The organism is Pseudomonas sp. NY15435, assembly GCF_048068295.1.
Taxonomy (GTDB): Bacteria; Pseudomonadota; Gammaproteobacteria; order Pseudomonadales; family Pseudomonadaceae; genus Pseudomonas.
Genome location: NZ_JBLUQA010000005.1, coordinates 129,949 through 153,019, shown reverse-complemented (window position 1 = coordinate 153,019; position 23,071 = coordinate 129,949). Strand labels below are relative to the sequence as shown.

Sequence of the window (23,071 nt, the reverse complement as noted above, 5' to 3'; positions counted from 1 at the left end):
TTTGCCTGAAAGAACAAGGGCCGCTTGCGCGGCCCTTGTCAGTTACTTCTTGGCGTCGTCGAATTTCTCAATCTTCGCCTGGTCCTGCAGGTAGCGACGGAAGGCCGAGAAATCATCCTGACCGCTACGCGAGGCAAGGAAGCGCTGGTACATCGCTTTCTCCTGCTCGGTCGGCTTGGCGTCTGGCTCGCTCACACCGCTGAGCTTGACCAGCACGAAGTCACCGTTCTGCAGCGCGACGCCGCCCAGGCTGGGCTTGTCGGCGCCTTCCGGGCGAACCATGCGGAACACGCTCTGCAGCACGACCGGATCGACACCTTCCTGCCCGCGGGCAGCCGCTTCCACGACCTTCCACTGCTGGCCTTCCTGAGCCTGGGTCAGCGGAATCTTGCCGTCGCGCAGCCCCGCCAGTAGTGCTTCGCCACGAGCCTTGGCATCGGTGGCAGCGTGCTCGACCTGCAGGCGCTTGAGGATATCGGCACTCACCTGCTCCAGGGTTTCCTGCTCAGGCTTGTGGTGCTCCTTCACGCGCAGCACGACCACGGTGTCCGGGTCCAGCTCGATGGCGCCGCTGTTGGCGCCCTCTTCCAGCACTTCCGGGCTGAAAGCGGACTGGATGACCTGACGATTGGCAGTCACGCCCTCGCCGCCTTCCTTGCCGAACGGCTTGCTGGTCTGCACCTTCAGGCCCATGTCCTGAGCCGGCTGGCCCAGATCGGAAGCCTCGTAGGCGGAGCTTTCCAGTTGCTTGGTGGCGTCGACGAAGCGCTGCTCGACCAGTTGGGTCTTGGCTTCGTGCTCCAGCTTGGCCTTCAGGCTGTCGAAGGTCGGAACCTCCGGCGCTTCGACAGCCAGCAGCTTGATCAGGTGCCAGCCGTAGGAAGTCTTCACCGGGGCGGAGACTTCGCCCTTCTTCAGCGCGTACAGCGACTCTTCAAAGGCCGGGTCATACACGCCGCGACCGGCGAAGCCGAGGTCGCCACCGTTGGCGGCGGAGCCGGTGTCATTGGACAGCTCCTTGGCCAGCTTGGCGAAGTCTTCGCCCTTGTCCAGGCGCGCCTTGATCTCGTCGATCTTGGCCTTGGCCTGCTGGTCGTTCTGCTTGTCGTTCACCTCGATCAGAATGTGCGCGGCGTCGCGCTGTTCGGACAGGCCGGCGATTTCCTTCTGATAAAGGGCATCGAGGTCTTCCTTCTTCACTTCGACCTGATCGAAGAAGGCGGACTTCTTCAGCTCGATGTAGTCGATGGTGACCTGCTCAGGGGTCATGAACTCGGTACTGTGGGCGTCGTAGTAGGCCTTGATTTCGCTGTCCTCGACCTTGCTCTTGGCCGGGTCGGCCTTGACGGTCAGGGTGGCGAAGTCGCGGGTCTGCTTCTCGAGGCGAGCAAAGGCGTTCAGCTCGTCGTCGGTGACGAAGCCGGTACCGGCGATGCCGGCGCGCAGCTGACCGATCAGCATTTCCTCGCCAAACATGCGGCGGAACTGCATGCGGTCATAGCCCATCTGGCGGATGACCTGGTCAAAGCGGTCAGCGTTGAATTTGCCGTCCACCTGGAACTCAGGGGTCGACAGGATCAGTTGGTCCAGCGCCTGCTGGGAGAAGGCGAACTTGTCGTTCTGCGCGGCCTGCAGGATCAGCTTGCGCTCGATGAGCGACTTCAGCGCGGAATCCTTGAGCAGCTTGTCGTCGAGCATGGACGAATCGAAGTCCTTGCCCAGGCGCTGCATCAACTGGCGACGCTGCATGTCCGCAGCCTGCTGCAGTTCCGGCAGACCGATGTCTTCACCGTTGACCTGAGCAGCGACGTTCTCGTGGTGGGTTGCGCGAATGATCTGATCGAACCCGGTCAAAGCCATGAGGACAACGATCACGCCCAGGATGGTCTTGGTGATCCAGCCTTGGGAATTGTCCCTGATGTTTTGCAGCATGCGGCCCCCGACGCGGCCACGACCCACCTTCAATGGCGGCGCGGCGTGGAAAAAAGGCGGATATAAGAAAGGCGCATCCGAGGATGCGCCTTCTCGTAACTGGTGGAGCTTGCGGGCATTGAGCCCGTGACCCCTGATGATTCCAACCGACCTACGCCAGCCGGGTCATCGCTCCGTGACCGGCCCAACCGAAGTTGAACCGGTCCAGGTCAAGTCCAAAAAGACGCTTAGTTGACAGCGTCCTTGAGGGCTTTACCGGCCTTGAAGCCCGGGATCTTAGCAGCAGCGATCTTGATCGGCTTGCCGGTTTGCGGGTTGCGACCGGTGCGAGCAGCACGCTCTTTGACAGCGAAGGTGCCGAAGCCGACCAGTACGACGGAGTCACCAGCCTTCAGGGCGCCAGTTACGGACTCGATCACCGCGTCCAGAGCGCGACCGGCAACAGCTTTCGGGATATCAGCAGATGCGGCGATAGCATCGATCAGTTCCGACTTGTTCACTCTAAGTCCCCTTATTTCTGTTGAGTATGTTTCTATGTGTTAGGTGTAAGCAAAAGCAGGTGCTGGTTTGCCAACTGACAAAGCAAGTGCCGCTTTATAACAAGGGCTCAAAAACAGTGTCAAGAAAGCCCCCCAACTAATGCGTGCTGATTCGCTCCTTGGAATCAGACTCGCGCTTCTCATCCTTTGCAACCATCTCGGGAGCCGCATCGGGCAAGGGCTCCGGGGCGTATTGCAGCGCAATTTGCAGGACCTCGTCAATCCATTTAACCGGTTTAATAACGAGATCGGCCTTAATATTATCTGGAATTTCCCTAAGATCTCGTACGTTTTCCTCGGGAATGATCACAGTCTTGATTCCACCGCGGTGCGCAGCGAGAAGTTTTTCCTTCAGGCCACCAATGGCCAGCACCTGACCACGCAGGGTGATCTCACCGGTCATGGCAACATCCGCGCGGACCGGAATCTGGGTGATCGCTGAGACCAGCGCGGTACACATGCCGATGCCCGCGCTAGGGCCGTCCTTGGGGGTCGCGCCTTCGGGCACGTGGATGTGGATATCGTGCTTCTCGTGGAAGTCCGGGGCTATGCCCAGGCTCTTCGAACGGCTACGAACCACGGTCAGCGCGGCGGTGATTGACTCCGCCATGACGTCGCCCAGCGAGCCGGTCTTGGTCAGTGCACCCTTGCCGGGAACCATGGCCGACTCGATGGTCAGCAATTCGCCGCCCACCTGGGTCCAGGCGAGGCCGGTCACCTGGCCGATCTGGTCCTGCTGCTCGGCCAGGCCGTAGCGGAACTTGCGCACACCCAGGTAGTTTTCCAGCGAATCCGGAGTCACCACGGCGTCGATGCGCTTGGCCTTGCCACCGTCCTTGACCGCCTTGCGGCAGACCTTGGCGATCTGGCGCTCAAGGCTACGCACACCGGCTTCACGGGTGTAATAGCGAATGATGTCACGGGTAGCGGCTTCCTCGAAGACCACCTCGCCCTTCTTGAGACCATTGGCCGCAGTCTGTTTCGGTACAAGATATTTCGAGGCGATGTTGATCTTCTCGTCCTCGGTGTAACCCGGCAGGCGGATGACTTCCATGCGGTCCAGCAATGCTGCCGGAATGTTCATGGAGTTCGCCGTGCAGAGGAACATCACGTCGGAGAGGTCGTAGTCGACTTCGAGGTAGTGGTCGTTGAAGTTGTGGTTCTGCTCCGGATCGAGCACCTCCAGCAGCGCCGACGCGGGATCGCCACGCATGTCGCTGCCCATCTTGTCGATCTCGTCGAGCAGGAACAGCGGATTGCGCACGCCGACCTTGGTCATTTTCTGAATCAGACGACCGGGCATGGAGCCAATGTAGGTCCGACGGTGGCCACGAATCTCGGCCTCGTCACGCACACCACCCAGGGCCATGCGCACGAACTTGCGGTTGGTCGCGCGGGCGATGGACTCGGCCAGCGAGGTCTTGCCTACGCCGGGCGGGCCAACCAGGCAGAGTACCGGGCCTTTGAGCTTCTTCACGCGCTTCTGTACGGCGAGATACTCAAGGATGCGCTCCTTGACCTCTTCCAGGCCGTAGTGGTCGGCATCGAGGATGTCCTCGGCCTTGTCCAGGTCGTGGCGCACCTTGCTCTCGGCCTTCCACGGCACGTTGACCAGCCAATCGATGTAGGAACGCACCACGGTCGCCTCGGCGGACATCGGCGACATCTGCTTGAGCTTGTTCAGCTCCGCAGTGGCCTTGGCCAGGGCTTCCTTGGTCAGGCCGGCGGCGTCGATGCGCTTCTTCAGCTCCTCGACTTCGTTGTGGCCTTCATCGATGTCACCCAGCTCTTTCTGGATGGCCTTCATCTGTTCGTTGAGGTAGTACTCGCGCTGGCTACGCTCCATCTGCTTCTTCACGCGACCGCGAATGCGCTTCTCGACCTGCAGCAGGTCGATCTCGGCATCCAGCATGGCCAACACGTGCTCGACGCGGGCGGACAACTCGGTGATCTCGAGGATTTCCTGCTTCTGCTCGATCTTCAGCGCCATGTGCGCAGCCATGGTGTCTACCAGGCGGCCGGGCTCATCGATGCTGTTGAGCGAAGACAGGACTTCGGCCGGGACCTTCTTGCCCAGTTGCACGTACTGCTCGAACTGGCTGAGCAGGCTGCGGGTGAAGACTTCGGATTCGCGCTCGCCGACGGAGACCTCATCAATGATCGAAACTTCCGCGCGGCAGTAGGCTTCCTCGTCGATGAAGCGCTCTACCTGGCCGCGCTGCTCGCCTTCGACCAGCACCTTGACGGTGCCATCGGGCAGCTTGAGCAACTGCAGGACGGTGGCCACCGTGCCCATGCGGTACAGGCCGTCCGCGCCCGGATCGTCGTCGGCCGGATTCTTCTGCGCCAGCAACAGGATCTGCTTGTCGCTGGTCATGGCGGCCTCGAGGGCCTCGATGGATTTCTCACGGCCCACAAACAGCGGGATGACCATGTGCGGATACACCACTACGTCACGCAGGGGCAGCAGGGGCAACTCGACGAGTGTTTTCATGATATTCGGCTCTACAGCGGCACTTGGCCAAAACGATGGGATTGGACCCTTCGGCCTAAGATGGGGTTAGGACTGGGAAAAAACAAGCGCGGTAGATGGGAAGAAAAAAGGGGCCCTAGGGCCCCCTTCTGGTTTCAGGCGTCAGGTGCAGCCTTGGCCGGCTGCTCGCTGTTCTCGTAGATCAGCAGCGGCTGGGAGGAGCCCTCGATGACGCTTTCGTCGATCACCACCTTGCTGACATCGTTCTGCGAGGGGATCTCGTACATGGTATCGAGCAGGATGCCTTCGAGAATCGAACGCAGGCCACGGGCGCCGGTCTTGCGCTCCAGCGCGCGACGGGCAACGGCCTTGAGCGCGTCCGGACGGAACTCCAGGTCCACGCCTTCCATTTCGAAGAGCTTGGCGTACTGCTTGGTCAGCGCGTTCTTCGGCTCGGTCAGAATCTGCATCAGCGCAGGCTCGTCCAGCTCGTCAAGGGTCGCGATGATCGGCAGTCGACCAACAAACTCGGGGATCAGACCGAATTTCACCAGATCTTCCGGCTCAACCTCACGCAGCGCCTCGCCAACCTTCTTGCCCGCTTCCTGGCTGCGAACCTCGGCGTTGAAGCCGATGCCGCCCTTGGTGGAACGGTTCTGGATGACCTTTTCCAGGCCAGCGAACGCGCCACCGCAGATGAACAGGATGTTGCGGGTGTCGACCTGCAGGAATTCCTGCTGCGGGTGCTTGCGGCCGCCTTGAGGCGGTACGGAAGCCACGGTGCCTTCGATCAGCTTCAGCAAGGCCTGCTGAACGCCTTCACCGGACACGTCGCGGGTGATCGACGGGTTGTCGGATTTGCGCGAGATCTTGTCGATTTCGTCGATGTAGACGATGCCCATCTGGGCCTTCTCGACGTCGTAATCGCACTTCTGCAGCAGCTTCTGGATGATGTTCTCGACGTCCTCGCCCACGTAGCCAGCCTCGGTGAGGGTGGTGGCATCGGCGATGGTGAAGGGAACATTGAGCAGGCGCGCCAGGGTCTCGGCGAGCAGGGTCTTGCCCGAGCCGGTCGGCCCGATCAGCAGGATGTTGCTCTTGCCCAGTTCGACGTCGTCCTTGCGCTCACGCTGGTTGAGGCGCTTGTAGTGGTTGTAAACCGCTACTGCCAGGGTTTTCTTGGCACGTTCCTGGCCGATCACGTACTGATCGAGGATGGTGCGGATCTCTTTCGGCGCCGGAAGCTTGTGCGCACTGCTCTCCGCCTGTGCTTCCTGCACCTCCTCACGGATGATGTCATTGCACAGGTCAACGCACTCGTCGCAGATAAAGACCGAGGGGCCGGCAATCAACTTGCGCACTTCGTGCTGGCTCTTGCCGCAGAAGGAGCAATACAGCAGCTTGCCGTTGTCCTCGCCGTTGCGGGTGTCAGTCATTCGATCGTTCCAATCGGGGATATACGTGAAGGACAAGATGAAGGCATTCGCAGGCATTTTCAAGCCCGCGAGCGGCCGGATTACCGGCCGCGGTACAGCGGGGAGACTCAGCTGGCGGAAGGACGCTGAGTGAAGACCTGATCGATCAGACCGTATTTGACGGCCTCGTCGCCGCTCATGAAGCGGTCACGGTCGGTATCGCGGGCGATGACGTCCAGCGGCTGGCCGGTATGATGCGCCAGCACCTGGTTCAGGCGCTCCTTGATGAAGAGGATTTCCTTGGCGTGGATCTCGATGTCCGAGGCCTGGCCCTGGAAGCCGCCCAACGGCTGGTGGATCATCATGCGCGAATGCGGCAGGCAGTAGCGCTTGCCAGCGGCACCGCCAGCCAGCAGCAGGGCACCCATGCTGCACGCCTGGCCCACACAGATGGTGGAGACGTCTGGCTTGATGAACTGCATGGTGTCGTAGATCGACATGCCAGCAGTCACGGAGCCACCCGGGGAGTTGATGTAGAGGTGGATGTCCTTGTCCGGATTCTCGGCTTCGAGAAACAGCAGCTGGGCAACCACGAGGTTGGCCATGTAGTCCTCGACCTGGCCGACCAGGAAGATGATCCGCTCCTTCAGCAGGCGCGAATAGATGTCGTAGGAACGCTCACCGCGGGCGGACTGCTCCACCACCATCGGCACCAGACCACCAGCGGCCTGAATGTTCGGAACTTGCGGCATATAAGGATTATGCATGTCCGACGATCACTCCCTAATAAAAAGTCATGTCTCTATAGACGCACAAGCCAGCCCGAAGGCTGGCTTGTGACAATCGAACGAAGCGCTGGATCAGGCCGCTTGCGGAGCTTCTGCAGGCTTGACCGCGTCTTCGTAGGATACCTGCTTGTCGGTCACATTGGCCTTCTGCAGGACAGTATCTACAACTTGTTCCTCCAGTACAACCGAACGAACTTCGTTCAGTTGCTGGTCGTTCTTGTAGTACCAGGAAACAACTTGTTCCGGCTCCTGATAAGCCGAAGCCATCTCTTCGATCATTTCGCGAACGCGGGCTTCGTCAGCCTTCAGTTCGTGCTGCTTGACCAGCTCGGCGACGATCAGACCCAGCACGACGCGGCGCTTGGCCTGCTCTTCGAACAGCTCGGCCGGCAGTTGGTCGGGCTTGATGTTGCCACCGAACTGCTGGACAGCCTGGACGCGCAGACGATTGACCTCGTTGCTGATCAGGGCTTTCGGAACTTCGATCGGATTGGTCTCGACCAGACCTTCCATCACCTGGTTCTTCACCTTGGACTTGATGGCCTGACGCAGCTCACGCTCCATGTTCTTGCGAACTTCGGTGCGGAAGCCTTCCAGAGTGCTTTCCTTCACGCCGAACAGAGCGAAGAACTCTTCGTTCAGTTCCGGCAGCTTCGGCTCGGCGACGCTGTTGACGGTAGCGGTGAACTCGGCGGCTTTGCCAGCCAGGTCCAGGTTCTGATAGTCCTCGGGGAAGGTCACGTTCAGAACGCGCTCTTCGCCGGCCTTGGCGCCGACCAGGCCTTCTTCGAAGCCCGGAATCATGCGGCCGGAGCCCAGCACCAGCAGGGTGCCCTTGGCGGAACCGCCAGCGAAGGCTTCGCCGTCGATCTTGCCAACGAAGTCGATGTTTACCTGGTCGTCGTTCTGAGCGGCGCGGTCAACGGCTTCGAAGCGGGTGTTCTGCTTGCGCAGGATTTCCAGCATGTTGTCGAGGTCGGCATCGGCCACGTCAGCCTGCAGGCGCTCAACCTTGATGCCGTCGAAACCGGCAACCTGGAACTCGGGGAAGACTTCGAAGGTAGCGATGTACTCGAGGCCCTTTTCCTTCTCGAACACTTTCGGCTCGACGGAGGGGGCACCGGCCGGGTTCAGCTTCTGCTCGACCACGGCTTCGTAGAAGGTTTCCTGGATCAGGTCACCGAGGGCTTCCTGACGAGCGGCGGCTTCGTAGCGCTGACGGATCACGCTCATCGGCACCTTGCCGGGACGGAAGCCAGGAACCTTGGCGCGACGAGCGGTCTGCTGCAGACGCTTGTTGACTTCGGTCTCGATGCGCTCGGCCGGCACGCCAACGGTCATGCGGCGCTCAAGAGCGGAGGTGCTTTCAACGGAAACTTGCATGGATATTCCTCGTGGCACAGACGTAAGCCGGTCCTTCCGGCTCCCAGAATCAAGGGCAAGCATTCTAGTAGCTAGAAATGCAGAAGTCACCCTGACTGGAAGCTGCGGGAATTCACGGATGCGAGAGCTTATGGAAAGAAGATGGTGCGGACGGAGAGACTCGAACTCTCACAGCTTGCGCCACTGGAACCTAAATCCAGCGTGTCTACCAATTTCACCACGTCCGCAGGGTACCGCAGAAACGAAAACGCCAGGCTCTGGGCCTGGCGCTTCGGAATATGGGGTGGACGATGGGAATCGAACCCACGACACCAGGAGCCACAATCCTGTGCTCTACCAACTGAGCTACGCCCACCATATTACATTTGCTTGTACCGAACGCCACTTGGCGCACCCGGCAGGACTCGAACCTGCGACCATCCGCTTAGAAGGCGGATGCTCTATCCAGCTGAGCTACGGGCGCTTTAGTGGCGGCAACCCTTGCTAAGCAGACCCAGTGGAAACCACCGAATCGGTTGGCACCGCCTCTTTCGTGTTTCAGGCTGTGCTCGGCAAGCGGGGCGCATGTTATCGATGAGGCCATACCCCGTCAACAACTTTTTTAAAAAAAATTCAAAGAGATAAAGGAGTTACGCCAAATCACGGGCTCCCGCCTTTGCCTTATGGAGGCAGCATGCGAAAATGCGCGCCTTCTTTTCACCCGCCTTAATGGTTATCCCCCCGACATGACTGCAAAACTGATCGACGGCAAAGCGATCGCCGCCAGCCTCCGCCAGCAGATTGCCCAACGCGTCAATGAACGCCGCCAGCAAGGACTGCGCATCCCTGGCCTGGCTGTGATCCTGGTCGGCAGCGACCCCGCCTCTCAGGTCTATGTCGCGCACAAGCGCAAGGACTGTGAAGAGGTCGGCTTCCTCTCCCAGGCGTACGACCTCCCCGCCAGCACCACCCAGGAAGAACTGCTGTCGCTGATCGACCGCCTGAACGCCGACCCGGCCATCGATGGCATCCTCGTCCAGTTGCCCCTCCCCGCCCACCTCGATGCTTCCCAGCTGCTGGAACGCATCAGCCCGGACAAGGACGTGGACGGCTTCCACCCCTTCAACATCGGTCGCCTGGCCCAGCGCATCCCGCTGCTGCGCCCCTGCACCCCGAAAGGCATCATGACCCTGCTGCAAAGCACCGGCGTCGACCTGTACGGCCTGGATGCAGTGGTAGTGGGCGCATCGAACATCGTCGGCCGCCCCATGGCGCTGGAACTGCTGCTGGGCGGCTGTACCGTCACCGTTACCCACCGCTTCACCCGCGACCTGGCCGACCACGTGCGCCGCGCCGACCTGGTGGTCGTCGCCGCCGGCAAGCCGGGTCTGGTCAAAGGCGAGTGGATCAAGGAAGGCGCCATCGTCATCGACGTGGGCATCAACCGCCAGGAAGACGGCAAGCTGGTCGGCGACGTGGAATACAACGTGGCCGCCGAGCGTGCCAGCTGGATCACTCCGGTGCCGGGCGGCGTCGGCCCGATGACCCGCGCCTGCCTGCTGGAAAACACCCTGTACGCTGCCGAACACCTGCACCCCTGACCGGTTGTCGACGCGCAAGAAAAAGGCCGCTGATCAGCGGCCTTTTTCATTTGCGGGTAGCGATTACTCGGCGAGACGCCAGGTAGTACCGCCCTTACCGTCTTCCAGCACCACGCCCAGAGCGGTCAGCTCATCGCGGATGCGGTCGGACTCGCCCCAGTTCTTCGCCGCACGTGCATCCAGGCGAGCCTGGATCAGCGCCTCGACCTGCGCCGCGTCGACCTTGCCAGCCGCGCCAGCCTGGAGGAACTCGTCGGCATCCAACTGTAGAACCCCCAGCAGCGCACCCAACTCACGCACGCGCGCCGCCAGTGCAGCCGCTGCCGCCGGATCGCTCTCACGCAGGCGGTTGACCTCGCGGACCATCTCGAACAGCACGGCAACCGCTTCCGGCGTACCGAAGTCGTCGTCCATCGCCGCACCGAAGCGCTCGACGAACTCCTCGCCCCCCTCGGCCGTCACCTGCGGCAAGCCGCGCAGCGCGGTATAGAAACGCTCCAGCGCGCCCTTGGCTTCCTTCAGGTTGTCTTCGGAATAGTTGATCGGGCTGCGGTAGTGGCTGGAGACCAGCAGGAAGCGCACGACTTCCGGATGGTACTTCTCCAGCACTTCGCGAATGGTGAAGAAGTTGCCCAGGGACTTGGACATTTTCTCGCCATCCACACGTACCGCGCCGGCGTGCATCCAGCTGGCCGCGTAGAGCTTGCCAGTGGCCGCCTCGCTCTGGGCGATCTCGTTTTCGTGGTGCGGGAACACCAGGTCCGGGCCGCCGCCATGGATGTCGAAAGTCTCGCCCAGGCAGCAGGTGGACATCACCGAGCACTCGATGTGCCAGCCCGGACGACCGGCGCCCCACGGAGATTCCCAGCTCGGCTCGCCCGGCTTGGCGCCCTTCCAGAGCACGAAGTCCAGCGGATCTTCCTTGGATTCGTCGACCTCGATCCGCGCACCGATGCGCAGGTCTTCGATCTTCTTGCGCGACAGCTTGCCGTAGCCGGCGAACTTGCCGACCCGGTAGTAGACGTCGCCGTTGCCCGGCGCGTAGGCGTAGCCCTTGTCGATCAGGGTCTGGATCATCTCGTGCATGCCGGCAATATGGCCGGTGGCGCGCGGCTCGATGTCCGGACGCAGGACCGACAGGCGCGCCTCGTCCTCGTGCATCGCGGCGATCATGCGGGCGGTCAGGTCTTCGAACGACTCACCGTTCTCCTGGGCGCGACGGATGATCTTGTCGTCGATGTCGGTAATGTTGCGCACATAGGTCAGGTCATAGCCGCGATGGCGCAGCCAGCGGGCGATGACGTCAAACGCCACCATCACACGGGCGTGGCCGATGTGGCAGAAGTCGTACACGGTCATGCCGCACACGTACATCCGCACCTGGTTACCCACCAAAGGCTTGAAGCTGTCCTTGGTCTTGGACAGCGTGCTGTAGATCTGCAAGTCAGCCATCCCTTACTGCCCCCAGGAATCGCGCAGGGTCACGGTGCGGTTGAACACCAGGGCACCAGCCTTGGAGTCCTTGGCATCCGCGCAGAAGTAGCCTTCACGCTCGAACTGGAAACGATCCTCGGCAGTGGCGCTGGCCAGCGACGGCTCCGCGCGGCAGCCCTTGAGCACCACCAGGGAGTCGGGGTTGATGTTGTCGAGGAAGCTGCCGCCCTCGTCCGATTTCTCCGGATTGGCGGAGCGGAACAGGCGGTCGTACAGGCGCACTTCGCACTCGACGCTCTCGGCAGCCGGCACCCAGTGGATCACGCCCTTGACCTTGCGGCCCTCGGGGTTCTTGCCCAGGGTGTTCTCGTCGTAGCTGCAGCGCAGTTCGACGATATTGCCGGCGGCGTCCTTGATGGCTTCGTCGGCGCGGATCACGTAGCTGCCGCGCAGGCGCACTTCGCCGCCCGGAATCAGGCGCTTGTAGCCGGCCGGCGGGACTTCCTCGAAGTCGCTGGCGTCGATGTAGATCTCGCGACTGAACGGCAGCACGCGCACACCCATGTCCTGCTTCGGATGGCGCGGCAGTTCGAGGTTCTCGACCTGGCCTTGCGGATAGTTGGTGATGACCACTTTCAGCGGCTTGAGCACGCACATCGCACGACTAGCGTTGGCGTCGAGGTCGTCACGGATGGCGAATTCCAGCATGCCAATGTCCACGACGCCGCCGGCACGGTTCACACCGATCATGTCGCAGAAGGCGCGGATCGACGCTGGGGTGTAGCCGCGGCGGCGGTAGCCGGAGAGGGTCGACATGCGCGGGTCGTCCCAGCCATTCACGTGCTTTTCATCGACCAGTTGCTTGAGCTTGCGCTTGCTGGTGATGGTGTAGTTCAGGTTCAGGCGCGCGAATTCGTACTGGCGCGGCTGCGCCGGGACCGGCAGGTTGGCCAGGAACCACTCGTACAGCGGGCGGTGATCCTCGAACTCCAGGGTGCAGATGGAGTGGGTGATGCCCTCGATAGCGTCCGACTGACCATGAGTGAAGTCGTAGCTGGGGTAGATGCACCACTTGTCGCCGGTCTGGTGGTGATGAGCGTGGCGGATACGGTAGAGGATCGGGTCGCGCAGGTTGATGTTTGGCGAGGCCATATCGATCTTCGCGCGCAGCGAGCGGGCGCCGTCCGGGAACTCGCCGGCCTTCATGCGGGCGAACAGGTCCAGGTTTTCCTCCACCGAACGCTCGCGGAACGGGCTGTTCTTGCCCGGCTCGGTCAGGGAGCCGCGATAGGCTCGCATTTCCTCGGCGTTCAGGTCGCAGACGAAGGCCTTGCCGGCCTTGATCAGGTCGACCGCCCAGTCGTGCAACTGGTCGAAATAGTTGGACGCATAGCGCACCTGACCAGCCCACTCGAAGCCCAGCCATTTCACATCGGCCTCGATGGCGTCGATGTACTCCTGGTCTTCCTTCGCCGGGTTGGTGTCGTCGAAGCGCAGGTGGCAGTCACCGCCGAACTCCTTGGCCAGGCCGAAGTTCAGACAGATGGACTTGGCGTGACCGATGTGCAGGTAGCCGTTGGGCTCCGGCGGGAAGCGGGTGACGATCTTCTGGTGCTTGCCACTTTCCAGGTCGGCCGCAACGATCGGGCGCAGGAAGTTGGCGGCAACAGTGGCTTCTTTCGTATCGGCGGTAGGCTTGCTCATGGTGTCCTTGATCATGCTGGTGTTCGGCCAGGGTAGGCCAGCCAAACCAAAGCGCTTATCATAGCCGAAGCTGTCAACCCCCTGACAGGCCTTCGATTTTTCCAAAGAGCGGAATTCCCTGATGACTACCACCGTCAAACTGCAGACCAACTTCGGCGATATCACCCTTGAACTCTTCGACGACAAGGCGCCCGAAACCGTGGCCAACTTCAAGGAGTACGTGAAGGCCGGCCATTACGACAACACCGTTTTCCACCGTGTGATCAACAACTTCATGATCCAGGGCGGCGGTTTCGAGCCGGGCATGAAGCAGAAGAGCACCAACAAGCCGATCAAGAACGAAGCCAACAACGGCGTCGGCAACAAGATCGGCACCGTCGCCATGGCCCGCACCATGGAGCCGCACTCGGCCAGCGCTCAGTTCTTCATCAACGTGGCTGACAACGACTTCCTCAACCACAGCGCACCGACCGTTCAGGGCTGGGGCTACTGCGTATTCGGCCAGGTGAAGGACGGCATGGACGTGGTCAACAAGATCAAGGGCGTGGCCACCACCATGCGCTCTGGCCACCAGGACGTGCCGGCCGACGACGTGATCATCGAGAAAGCCGAAATCCTCGGCGAGTGAGTCGATGAGCGTCCTGTTCATCTCGGACCTGCATCTCGAAGCGGAACGCCCGGACATTACCCGGGCGTTCTTGCATTTCCTGTCTACCCGCGCCCGCACGGCCAAAGCGCTGTACATCCTCGGAGACTTCTTCGAAGCCTGGATCGGCGACGACGGCATGGACGAGTTCCAGCACTCCATCGCCCGTGCCCTGCGTGAACTGTCTGACAGCGGCACACGCATCTACCTGATGCACGGTAATCGCGACTTTCTGATCGGCAAGGCGTTCTGCCGCGAGGCCGGCTGCACCCTGCTGCGCGACCCGAGCCTGATCGACCTGGGCGGCGAAAAGGTCCTGCTGATGCACGGCGACAGTCTGTGCACCCTCGACGAGGCATACGTGAAGCTGCGCCGCTGGCTGCGCAATCCGCTCACGCTGTTCATCCTGCGCAACCTGCCGTTGGCCACCCGCCACAAGCTGGCGCGCAAGCTGCGCAAGGAAAGCCGCGCGCAGACGAGCATGAAAGCCAGCGAGATCGTCGACGTCACCCCGGCGGAAGTGGAGCGCATCATGCGCGACAAGGGCGTACGCATCCTGATCCACGGCCACACCCATCGCCCTGCGGTACACGAGCTGGAGATCGACGGACGCCCTGCCCGGCGCATCGTCCTCGGCGACTGGGACCGTCAGGGCTGGGCCCTGGAAGCGGACGACCAGGGGTTGCAGCAGGCGCCCTTCCCGCTCTGAGAGCGCCGGCCACTGCCATGGTGGCCTTCCGACGCCAACCTACACGCACTGTCAGAGGTTTCCTCTTGACCGGCACTGGCGGCCTTGCGCAGCATCGCCGCTTTGCTCACTCAAGGAAGAACCATGCTGGTATCCAAGGAAAGCCTCATCAAATATGCCGCCGCGCCGCTGGCGGTGGCCGCGGTCGGTTTCGTCCTGTTCAACGGGGTGTTCTTCTATAACGAAGCCGGCTACATGACCCACGTGCGCACCATCTTCGGCGAAGAGAAGATCGTCGACGACGTGGGCTACGCCACCAAGTGGTTCGGCCGCGCCACCACCTGGAAGAAGGCGATCAGCGTGCAGTCCGTGCTGGTCATGGACGAGAACGACAACAACCCCGACAACGACGCCCTCGGCGCCACCATCGAAGCCTTCCCCATCGTGTTCCTCGGCAACGTCGACGCCAAGGTCGAGTCCTCGGCGCGCTTCCGCCTTCCCGGTGGCGACTCCTTCCTGAAGATGGCCCAGGAATACCGCAACCCGGACAACTTCATCCGCACCGCGCTGGTGCCGGCGATCAAGGAAACCCTGCAGGCCACCGCCTCGCTGATGAGCGCCGACGATTACTACGCCGGCGCCCGCAGCGAATTCGCCGCCGAGTTCGAGAACCAGCTCAACGACGGCCTGTACCTGATCAAGCGCAAGGAAGTCCGCGGCCCGCGCGGCCCCCTGCCCCACCAGACCGCCATCCTTCAGGCCGGCACCGAGCAAGGCAGCTTCGGCGACAACAACGCCAGTCAGTTCGTCACCGAGAAGGTCACCGATGCCAAGGGCATCCCGGTGCGCAAACAGCAGCAGTTCCGCAAGTTCGGCGTGGAAGTGGTGGAAGCGCGCATCACCAACGTCGATCCGAACCCCCAGTACAAGCAGCGCATGGTCAAGGTACAGCAGGCCCTGGCCGAGCTGGCCGTAGCCCGCCAGAACCGTCTGAAGGAAGAGGAAGAGAAGCTGCTGGTCACCGCCCGCGGCGAGAAGGAAGTGGAAGCCAAGCGCCAGGAAACCCTGCGCGACCAGATCGAGCGCACCACCCAGGCGGAAACCGACAAGCAACTGGCGGTGATCAACGCCGAGCGCGAGAAGCAGCGCGCCGAGATCGAGAAACAGACCGCCGAACTGCTGCGCGACAAGGCCGCCGTGACCGCCCAGGCCACCAAGATCACCGCCGACGCTGATGCCTACGCCCGTGAAGCGGTGATCAAGGCGGACGGCGCGCTGCAGCCCAAACTCGACGCACTGATCGCCATCAACAAGGTATGGGCCGAGGCCGCCGCCCAGGCGCCGGTGCCCAGCGTGATGATGGCCGGCGGCCCGACCAGCGCCAGCAGCCGCCAGGACGAGATCGGCCAACTGATGGGGGTGCTGGCCACCAAGGCCGCGCGCGATCTGGCGCTGGATCTGAAGGTGAAGGACTGAGTTCGACTCTTTTGTAGGAGCGAGCTTGCTCGCGAATGTATTTCCCAGAAGCTCCGGCGCTGGGCTGGTTCGCGAGCAAGCTCGCTCCTACGAAGAGCCGAAATGAAAAAGCGCCCAGTCGGGCGCTTTCTTATTTCGGCAGAAAGATCAGGCTGCCAGCTCGACCGGCACGCCGCTGTGGAAACGGAACTCGCTGTCCGGCGACTGGATCAGGCCAGCCTCCACCTCACGAATCTCCACCACGCGGCGATCGATGTCCGCATCATCGCCATAACGACGCGCCAGGCTCAGGTAACCTTGGAAGTGCCGCGCCTCGGACTTGAGCAACGAGCCGTAGAACTTGGCCAGGTCAACATCCAGATGATCCACCAGCGCAGCAAAACGCTCGCAACTGCGGCACTCGATGAAAGCGCCGACGATCAGAGTATCCACCAGCTTGTGCGGCTCGTGGTTGCGCACCACGGCGCGCAGGCCGGAGGCATAGCGGCTGGCGGAAATCGGCCGCAGCGGGATGCCACGCTTCTTCAGGATCGCCAGCACCTGCTCGTGGTGGCGCAATTCCTCGCGGGCCAGGCGCGACATGAAGTTCACCAGCTCCTCGTGGGCACTGTACTTGGCGATCAGGGCCAGGGCCGTGCTGGCGGCCTTGAACTCGTTGTTCTTGTGGTCGATCAGCATCACCGCCTGATCCCGCAGTGCGGCTTCCACCCACGAATCCGGCGTGGCACAACCGAGGAATTCCCTGATTTCAGACAGCATGCTCAACTCCAACGAAGCGTTCCACCGGCTGGCCGGTGTCATAAATGCGGGGCATTATACGAATGCAGCCGCGCGGAACCAGCGTCCGCCCTTGATATGCCTCAACGTCATGACGGCGATATCCCGACTACAGTTGTTCCACATAAACAACGCGCACGAAGGGAGACGATCATGCAAGCCATCCGTAGCATCCTCGTAGTCGTGGACCCGGACCAGCCGGAAGGTCTCGCGCTGAAACGGGCCCGCCTGATCGCCAGCGTGACCCAGTCGCACCTGCACCTGCTGGCCTGCGAGCGGCGCGCCGACTACAGCGCTAAGCTCGAGGAAGTCGCCGAGGTGCTGCGCCAGGAGGGCTTCAGCGCTTCCAGCCGCCAAGCCTGGAAGGACAACCTGCACCAGACCATCATCGCCGAGCAGCAGGCCGAAGGCTGCGGGCTGGTGATCAAGCAGCACAGCCCGGACAACCCGCTGAAGAAAGCCCTGCTCACTCCCGACGACTGGAAGCTGCTGCGCTTCTGTCCGTCACCGGTGCTGCTGGTGAAGACCAGCCTGCCCTGGGCGGGGCGTAACATCCTCGCCGCCGTGGACGTGGGCAACAACGACATCGAGCACCGCACCCTGCACTCAGGGATCGTCAGCCACGCCTATGACATCGCCGGCCTCGCCCATGGCCAATTGCACGTGATCAGTGCCCACCCCTCGCCGATGCTCTCGGCCGCCGACCCGACCTTCCAGCTCAGCGAGACCATCGAGGCCAAGTACCGCGAGGCCTGCAAGGCGTTTCAGGCCGAATACGGCGTCGACGACCAGCACCTGCACATCGAGGAAGGCCCGGCGGACGTGCTGATTCCCCGCGCCGCGCACAATCTCGACGCGGCGGTGACAGTGATCGGCAGCGTGGCGCGGACCGGCTTCGCCGGCGCGCTGATCGGCAACACCGCGGAAGTGGTTCTCGATACGCTGGAAAGCGACATCCTGGTCCTCAAGCCGGACGACATCATCGCCCACCTGGAGGAGTTGGTCGCCAAACCCTGACGATCACGTTGAGACCCAACCTGCAGGAGCGAGCTTGCTCGCGAACCGCCCAGCATCGCAGCAGGCGGGAAAAGGTTCGCGAGCAAGCTCGCTCCTACAGAAAGCAAAAGCGCCCGTCCGGGCGCTTTTTTTTATTAGCCAGAAGAGATCAGACCCGCGACTCCAGCGCGCCAGCCAGGAAGCTCGGCGCGATATAGCGCTCGTAATGTGCCTCGGACAGGATGAAGAACTCCTTGTCGATGGCGTCGCGCAGGTCCGGCAGCGGCCATTCGCGGAATTCCGGCAGCAGCGCCAGGCCGTAGGCCTCCACCTGGTTGATCATCCGCGAGCCGCGAGCGATTAGCTGGTAGGCCCAGCAATACGGCGACTGTTCAGGCACGAAGCGGATCTGTCGCTGCTCTAGCTGGCTGCGCAGCAAGGGCGCATCGAAGACTTCCAGCTTGGCCATCATCACCTGCGTCAGCAGGATCTCCAGACGGGTCAGGACCGCCCGCTTCTCCTCGTCGCCGTAGCGATTCCAGTTCACCACTTCGTGGTGGAAGCGCTTGCAGCCACGGCAGACCAGGTCGCCATAGACCGTCGAGCAGAGCCCGACACAGGGGGTTTTGATGCGTTGCGAAGACATGGCTGAACAGATAGCTGGCAAAGCGGGCATGTTAGCCCTTTGTCTAGGCAAGATCACCCTCGGGCACCACGCAAATCGGCTTACCAAGGCCCATTAATTCCATTAGAATGGCTGCGCCTTTTTGGCGTCATTGTCCGAAAGAAGCTGTTTTCAAAGCGTCACGAAGCACAGATTCCGGCAGCCGCACGGTCTGGGCGCCTCCCTCAAGCGCCCAGCCCACTACGTCCCAGGCCCCACCGGCGTAAAACTTTGAAAACAGCTTCTGCCCGGAGATCGCCGGTGCCGTCGTAGGTCAGTGGATTACCGTCCACCATGCCTGACGAATGGATCGGAGGGGTCTCCTGGATACGCGTCCTCCGGGACCACTGATGAGGGAAATACTGTGCTTGAAGCCTATCGCAAACACGTAGAAGAGCGTGCCGCCCAGGGCGTCGTGCCCCAGCCGCTGAACGCCGAACAGACCGCTGGTCTGATCGAACTCCTGAAGAATCCGCCGGCCGGCGAAGAAGAATTTCTCCTCGACCTGATCACCAACCGCGTACCGCCGGGCGTTGACGAAGCTGCCTACGTCAAGGCTGGTTTCCTGTCCGCCGTTGCCAAGGGTGAAGCTACCTCCCCGCTGCTCTCCAAGACCCGCGCCCTCGAGCTGCTGGGTACCATGCAAGGCGGCTACAACATCGCCACCATGGTCGAGCTGCTGGATAACGCCGAGCTGGCCGAAGTTGCCGCCGCGCAACTGAAGCACACCCTGCTGATGTTCGATGCCTTCCACGACGTCGCCGAGCGCGCCAAGAAAGGCAACGCCGCCGCCAAGGCCGTGCTGCAATCCTGGGCCGAAGGCGAGTGGTTCAAGGCCAAGCCGGCCGTCGCCGAGAAGCTGACCCTGACCGTGTTCAAGGTCCCCGGCGAAACCAACACCGACGACCTGTCCCCCGCTCCGGACGCCTGGTCGCGCCCCGACATCCCGCTGCACGCCCTGGCCATGCTGAAAATGGCCCGCGACGGCATCGAACCGGTCCAGCCGGGCGCGGTCGGTCCGCTGAAGCAGATCGAAGCCGTCAAGGCCAAGGGTTTCCCGGTTGCCTACGTCGGTGACGTGGTCGGCACCGGTTCGTCCCGTAAGTCCGCCACCAACTCGGTGCTGTGGTTCTTCGGCGACGACATCCCCTACGTTCCGAACAAGCGTGCTGGCGGCTTCTGCTTCGGCACCAAGATCGCCCCGATCTTCTACAACACCATGGAAGACGCCGGCGCCCTGCCGATCGAATTCGACTGCACCAACCTGGCCATGGGCGACGTCATCGACGTGTACCCGTACGAAGGCAAGGTCGTGCGTCATGACAGCGGCGAAGTGGTCACCACCTTCGAGCTGAAGACCCCGGTTCTGCTGGACGAAGTCCGCGCCGGCGGCCGTATCCCGCTGATCGTTGGCCGTGGCCTGACCGAGAAGGCCCGTGCCGAGCTGGGTCTGGCTCCGTCCGACCTGTTCAAGAAGCCGGAAGCGCCTGCCGACAGTGGCAAGGGCTTCACCCTCGCCCAGAAGATGGTTGGCCGCGCCTGCGGTCTGGCCGAAGGCCAGGGCGTACGTCCGGGCACCTACTGCGAACCGAAGATGACCACCGTCGGTTCCCAGGACACCACTGGCCCGATGACCCGCGACGAGCTGAAAGACCTGGCTTGCCTGGGCTTCTCCGCCGACCTGGTGATGCAGTCCTTCTGCCACACCGCTGCCTATCCGAAGCCGATCGACGTCAAGACCCACCACACCCTGCCGGACTTCATCATGACCCGCGGCGGTGTCTCCCTGCGTCCGGGCGACGGCATCATCCACAGCTGGCTGAACCGCATGCTGCTGCCTGACACCGTCGGCACCGGCGGCGACTCGCACACCCGCTTCCCGATCGGCATCAGCTTCCCGGCCGGTTCCGGCCTGGTGGCCTTCGCCGCTGCCACCGGCGTCATGCCGCTGGACATGCCGGAATCGGTTCTGGTGCGCTTCAAGGGCAAGCTGCAGCCGGGCATCACCCTGCGTGACCTGGTCCATGCCATCCCCTACTACGCGATCCAGGCTGGCCTGCTGACCGTCGAGAAGAAAGGCAAGAAGAACATCTTCTCCGGCCGCATCCTCGAGATCGAAGGTCTGAACGACCTGACCGTCGAACAAGCCTTCGAGCTGTCCGACGCCTCCGCCGAGCGTTCGGCTGCCGGTTGCACCATCAAGCTGCCGGAAGAGGCCATTGCCGAGTACCTGAAGTCCAACATCACTCTGCTGCGCTGGATGATCGGCGAAGGCTACGGCGACGCCCGCACCCTGGAGCGCCGCGCGCAAGCGATGGAAGCCTGGCTGGCCAACCCGCAACTGCTGGAAGCCGACAAGGACGCCGAGTACGCCGCGGTCATCGAGATCGACCTGGCCGACGTCAAGGAGCCGGTACTCTGCGCTCCGAACGACCCGGACGACGCCCGTCTGCTGTCCAGCGTGCAAGGCCGCAAGATCGATGAAGTCTTCATCGGTTCCTGCATGACCAACATTGGTCACTTCCGCGCTGCCGGCAAACTGCTGGACAAGGTCAAGGGTGGCATTCCGACCCGTCTGTGGCTGGCTCCGCCGACCAAGATGGACGCCCACCAGCTGACCGAGGAAGGCTACTACGGCATCTACGGCAAGGCTGGCGCGCGCATGGAAATGCCGGGCTGCTCGCTGTGCATGGGCAACCAGGCTCGCGTACAGACCGGTTCGACCGTGGTCTCCACTTCGACCCGTAACTTCCCGAACCGTCTGGGCGACGCCACCGACGTGTTCCTGGCATCCGCCGAGCTGGCCGCCGTCGCTTCGATCATCGGCAAGCTGCCGACCGTCGAGGAGTACATGGCCTACGCGAAGGACATCGACAGCATGTCTGCCGATATCTACCGCTACCTGAGCTTCGACCAGATCGCCGAGTTCCGCGAAGCTGCAGCCAACGCGAAGATCCCGGCCGTTCAGGTCTGAGACTCCTAGCGTGATGAAAAGCCCCGCCTCGTGCGGGGCTTTTCTTTTCTGTAAAGCCCGAAATAGAGGGCTTCAACCCTACCCTAACGATGGGCCTAATACTTATTGACCGGTTGCACCGGGAGCGTCCGGGGCTAAGGTGGACAGCAGGCTCCTGCCGATATCCGTGCTCAGGTGCCCTTGTGGAACCCTCCAGAGGTGCGCTCCCTTCCTCTGCGCCCCGCCCTCCATGGCGGGGCTTCTTTTTTCCGCACCGCCCCTGGCACAGCCCTTGCTGCACTCCTGACAACTGCGATCCAAAGGCGGATCGCTCCGACAATGGCGTCGCGGCTACCTCCCCTTGATGGCAGGTGGCGCGGCGCTTTTTTGTGTTGAGAGTGCGTTCAGAGGTGGAGATGATCGACAGCAGCACCAGCTCACTGCCGGACAGCCTGGCCTGGGTGGCCGGCTCCGATGCGCCGGAGAAGACCGCGCTCAACCTGGGCTTCATGGCCCTCACCGACTCCGCCTCGCTGGTGGTCGCCGCAACCCAGGGCTTTGGCCAGCCCTATGGGCTGACCCTCAACCTGCAGCGGCAGAACTCCTGGGCCGGGTTGCGCGACCGCCTGCTCAGCGGCGAGCTGGATGCGGCGCAAAGCCTCTACGGTCTCATCTACGACCTGCAACTGGGCCTGGGCGGCGCACCGGCCACCAACATGGCTGTGCTCATGGGCCTGTGCCAGAACGGCCAGTCGATCAACCTTTCCGCTCCGCTGATGCGTGACGGCGTGACCTCTGCTGAAGCACTGCAACGCCACGTGCGCCAGAACGGTGCGCAACTCACTCTCGCCCATACCTTCCCCACCGGCACCCATGCGATGTGGCTCTACTACTGGCTGGCCAGCCACGGCATCCATCCCCTGCAGGATGTGCGCAGCCTGGTCGTGCCGCCGGCGCAGATGGTCGAGCACCTGAAAGCCGGACGCATCGACGGCTTCTGCGCCGGCGGCCCCTGGGGCGCCCTGGCGGTGGACGAAGGCATGGGCTTCACCCTCGCCACCAGCCAGCAGATCTGGCCGGACCACCCGGAAAAGGTGCTCGCCACCACTCGCGCCTTCGTCGAGCAATACCCCAACACCGCCCGCGCGCTGGTGATGAGCCTGCTCGACGCCAGTCGATTCATCGAGACCAGCGAGGACAACCTGCGCAGCGCTGCCCAATTGATCAGCAGCGAAGACTACGTCGACGCCCCGCTCGCCAGCATCCAGCCGCGTCTGCTCGGCCGCTACGAGGATGGCCTCGGCCACGCCTGGCAGGATGCCCACCCACTGCGCTTCTTCAACAACGGCCAGACCACTTTCCCCTGGCTCTCCGATGGCATCTGGTTCATGACCCAGTTCCGCCGCTGGGGCCTGCTGCGTGAGGATGTCGATTACCTCGGCATCGCCCGCCAGGTGCAGCATCTCGACCTGTATCGCGAAGCTGCCAGCGCCGTCGGCGTCAGCGTGCCGAACGCCGAGATGCGCGCCTCGACCCTGATCGACGGCCGCCTCTGGGATGGCAGCGATCCGGCCAGCTACGCCCACAGCTTCGAACTGAATGCCCTGGCGGAGCGAGGTTGAG

At 62.4% G+C, this 23,071-nt stretch carries 17 protein-coding genes and 3 tRNA genes; 7 read left to right on the top strand and 13 right to left on the bottom strand.

Going from position 1 to position 23,071, the window contains the following annotated elements; all coding sequences use genetic code 11:
• Positions 1-42: 42 nt before the first annotated feature.
• The 9 genes from ACNFH5_RS13665 to ACNFH5_RS13625 all read right to left on the bottom strand — a co-directional run bounded on the left by ACNFH5_RS13665 (position 43) and on the right by ACNFH5_RS13625 (position 8,993).
• Positions 43-1,932, bottom strand: coding sequence for a SurA N-terminal domain-containing protein (locus ACNFH5_RS13665; protein ID WP_416746699.1), 1,890 nt, complete (start codon positions 1,930-1,932; stop codon positions 43-45).
• Positions 1,933-2,159: 227 nt separating this feature from the next.
• On the bottom strand, positions 2,160-2,432 hold the full coding sequence (hupB, locus tag ACNFH5_RS13660) for a nucleoid-associated protein HU-beta (protein WP_003087931.1): 273 nt from the start codon (positions 2,430-2,432) through the stop codon (positions 2,160-2,162).
• A gap of 136 nt (positions 2,433-2,568) precedes the next feature.
• Positions 2,569-4,965, bottom strand: coding sequence for an endopeptidase La (gene lon / locus ACNFH5_RS13655; RefSeq protein WP_416746694.1), 2,397 nt, complete (start codon positions 4,963-4,965; stop codon positions 2,569-2,571).
• Between the two features lie 134 nt (positions 4,966-5,099).
• Positions 5,100-6,380: an ATP-dependent Clp protease ATP-binding subunit ClpX gene (gene clpX / locus ACNFH5_RS13650; RefSeq protein ID WP_017519553.1), complete on the bottom strand. Its 1,281-nt coding sequence runs from the start codon at positions 6,378-6,380 to the stop codon at positions 5,100-5,102.
• A gap of 107 nt (positions 6,381-6,487) precedes the next feature.
• Positions 6,488-7,126, bottom strand: a complete 639-nt coding sequence (clpP, locus tag ACNFH5_RS13645; RefSeq protein ID WP_081516473.1) for an ATP-dependent Clp endopeptidase proteolytic subunit ClpP — start codon at positions 7,124-7,126, stop codon at positions 6,488-6,490.
• Between the two features lie 93 nt (positions 7,127-7,219).
• Complete coding sequence (tig, locus tag ACNFH5_RS13640) at positions 7,220-8,530, bottom strand: trigger factor (protein WP_416746692.1); 1,311 nt, start codon at positions 8,528-8,530, stop codon at positions 7,220-7,222.
• A 142-nt stretch (positions 8,531-8,672) separates the two neighbouring features.
• Positions 8,673-8,757: transfer RNA gene (locus ACNFH5_RS13635), tRNA-Leu, on the bottom strand.
• 52 nt (positions 8,758-8,809) lie between these two features.
• Positions 8,810-8,885: transfer RNA gene (locus tag ACNFH5_RS13630), tRNA-His, on the bottom strand.
• A 31-nt stretch (positions 8,886-8,916) separates the two neighbouring features.
• A tRNA-Arg gene (locus ACNFH5_RS13625) sits at positions 8,917-8,993 on the bottom strand.
• A 262-nt stretch (positions 8,994-9,255) separates the two neighbouring features.
• Here ACNFH5_RS13625 and folD point away from each other — a divergent pair.
• On the top strand, positions 9,256-10,110 hold the full coding sequence (gene folD, locus ACNFH5_RS13620; protein WP_416746690.1) for a bifunctional methylenetetrahydrofolate dehydrogenase/methenyltetrahydrofolate cyclohydrolase FolD: 855 nt from the start codon (positions 9,256-9,258) through the stop codon (positions 10,108-10,110).
• A gap of 63 nt (positions 10,111-10,173) precedes the next feature.
• Here the strand turns inward: folD and cysS are convergent, their stop codons facing one another.
• Positions 10,174-11,562 carry a cysteine--tRNA ligase gene (gene cysS, locus ACNFH5_RS13615; RefSeq protein ID WP_416746688.1) on the bottom strand — a complete coding sequence of 463 codons (1,389 nt, stop codon included), beginning with the start codon at positions 11,560-11,562 and terminating at the stop codon, positions 10,174-10,176.
• 3 nt (positions 11,563-11,565) lie between these two features.
• Positions 11,566-13,248, bottom strand: coding sequence for a glutamine--tRNA ligase/YqeY domain fusion protein (locus ACNFH5_RS13610; RefSeq protein WP_416747308.1), 1,683 nt, complete (start codon positions 13,246-13,248; stop codon positions 11,566-11,568).
• A 121-nt stretch (positions 13,249-13,369) separates the two neighbouring features.
• Between ACNFH5_RS13610 and ACNFH5_RS13605 the strand changes: the two genes are divergently transcribed.
• From ACNFH5_RS13605 to ACNFH5_RS13595, 3 genes are all read left to right on the top strand, one after another.
• Positions 13,370-13,876, top strand: a complete 507-nt coding sequence (locus tag ACNFH5_RS13605) for a peptidylprolyl isomerase (RefSeq protein WP_275607659.1) — start codon at positions 13,370-13,372, stop codon at positions 13,874-13,876.
• Between the two features lie 4 nt (positions 13,877-13,880).
• Positions 13,881-14,603, top strand: a complete 723-nt coding sequence (gene lpxH / locus ACNFH5_RS13600; RefSeq protein ID WP_416746686.1) for a UDP-2,3-diacylglucosamine diphosphatase — start codon at positions 13,881-13,883, stop codon at positions 14,601-14,603.
• Between the two features lie 123 nt (positions 14,604-14,726).
• Complete coding sequence (locus ACNFH5_RS13595) at positions 14,727-16,058, top strand: SPFH domain-containing protein (RefSeq protein ID WP_275607661.1); 1,332 nt, start codon at positions 14,727-14,729, stop codon at positions 16,056-16,058.
• Between the two features lie 147 nt (positions 16,059-16,205).
• Here ACNFH5_RS13595 and ACNFH5_RS13590 read toward each other — a convergent pair whose 3' ends face one another.
• Complete coding sequence (locus ACNFH5_RS13590) at positions 16,206-16,823, bottom strand: tRNA-(ms[2]io[6]A)-hydroxylase (protein WP_416746683.1); 618 nt, start codon at positions 16,821-16,823, stop codon at positions 16,206-16,208.
• Positions 16,824-16,988: 165 nt separating this feature from the next.
• On the opposite strand from ACNFH5_RS13590, the gene ACNFH5_RS13585 reads away from it, so the two are divergent.
• Entirely contained in the window at positions 16,989-17,852 is an 864-nt protein-coding gene (locus tag ACNFH5_RS13585; protein ID WP_416746681.1) for a universal stress protein, read from the top strand.
• Between the two features lie 148 nt (positions 17,853-18,000).
• Here the strand turns inward: ACNFH5_RS13585 and ACNFH5_RS13580 are convergent, their stop codons facing one another.
• Complete coding sequence (locus ACNFH5_RS13580; protein WP_416746679.1) at positions 18,001-18,477, bottom strand: DUF1289 domain-containing protein; 477 nt, start codon at positions 18,475-18,477, stop codon at positions 18,001-18,003.
• A gap of 382 nt (positions 18,478-18,859) precedes the next feature.
• Between ACNFH5_RS13580 and acnB the strand changes: the two genes are divergently transcribed.
• On the top strand, positions 18,860-21,469 hold the full coding sequence (gene acnB / locus ACNFH5_RS13575) for a bifunctional aconitate hydratase 2/2-methylisocitrate dehydratase (RefSeq protein WP_416746677.1): 2,610 nt from the start codon (positions 18,860-18,862) through the stop codon (positions 21,467-21,469).
• 395 nt (positions 21,470-21,864) lie between these two features.
• Complete coding sequence (locus ACNFH5_RS13570; RefSeq protein WP_416746675.1) at positions 21,865-23,070, top strand: CmpA/NrtA family ABC transporter substrate-binding protein; 1,206 nt, start codon at positions 21,865-21,867, stop codon at positions 23,068-23,070.
• Position 23,071 lies beyond the last annotated feature (1 nt).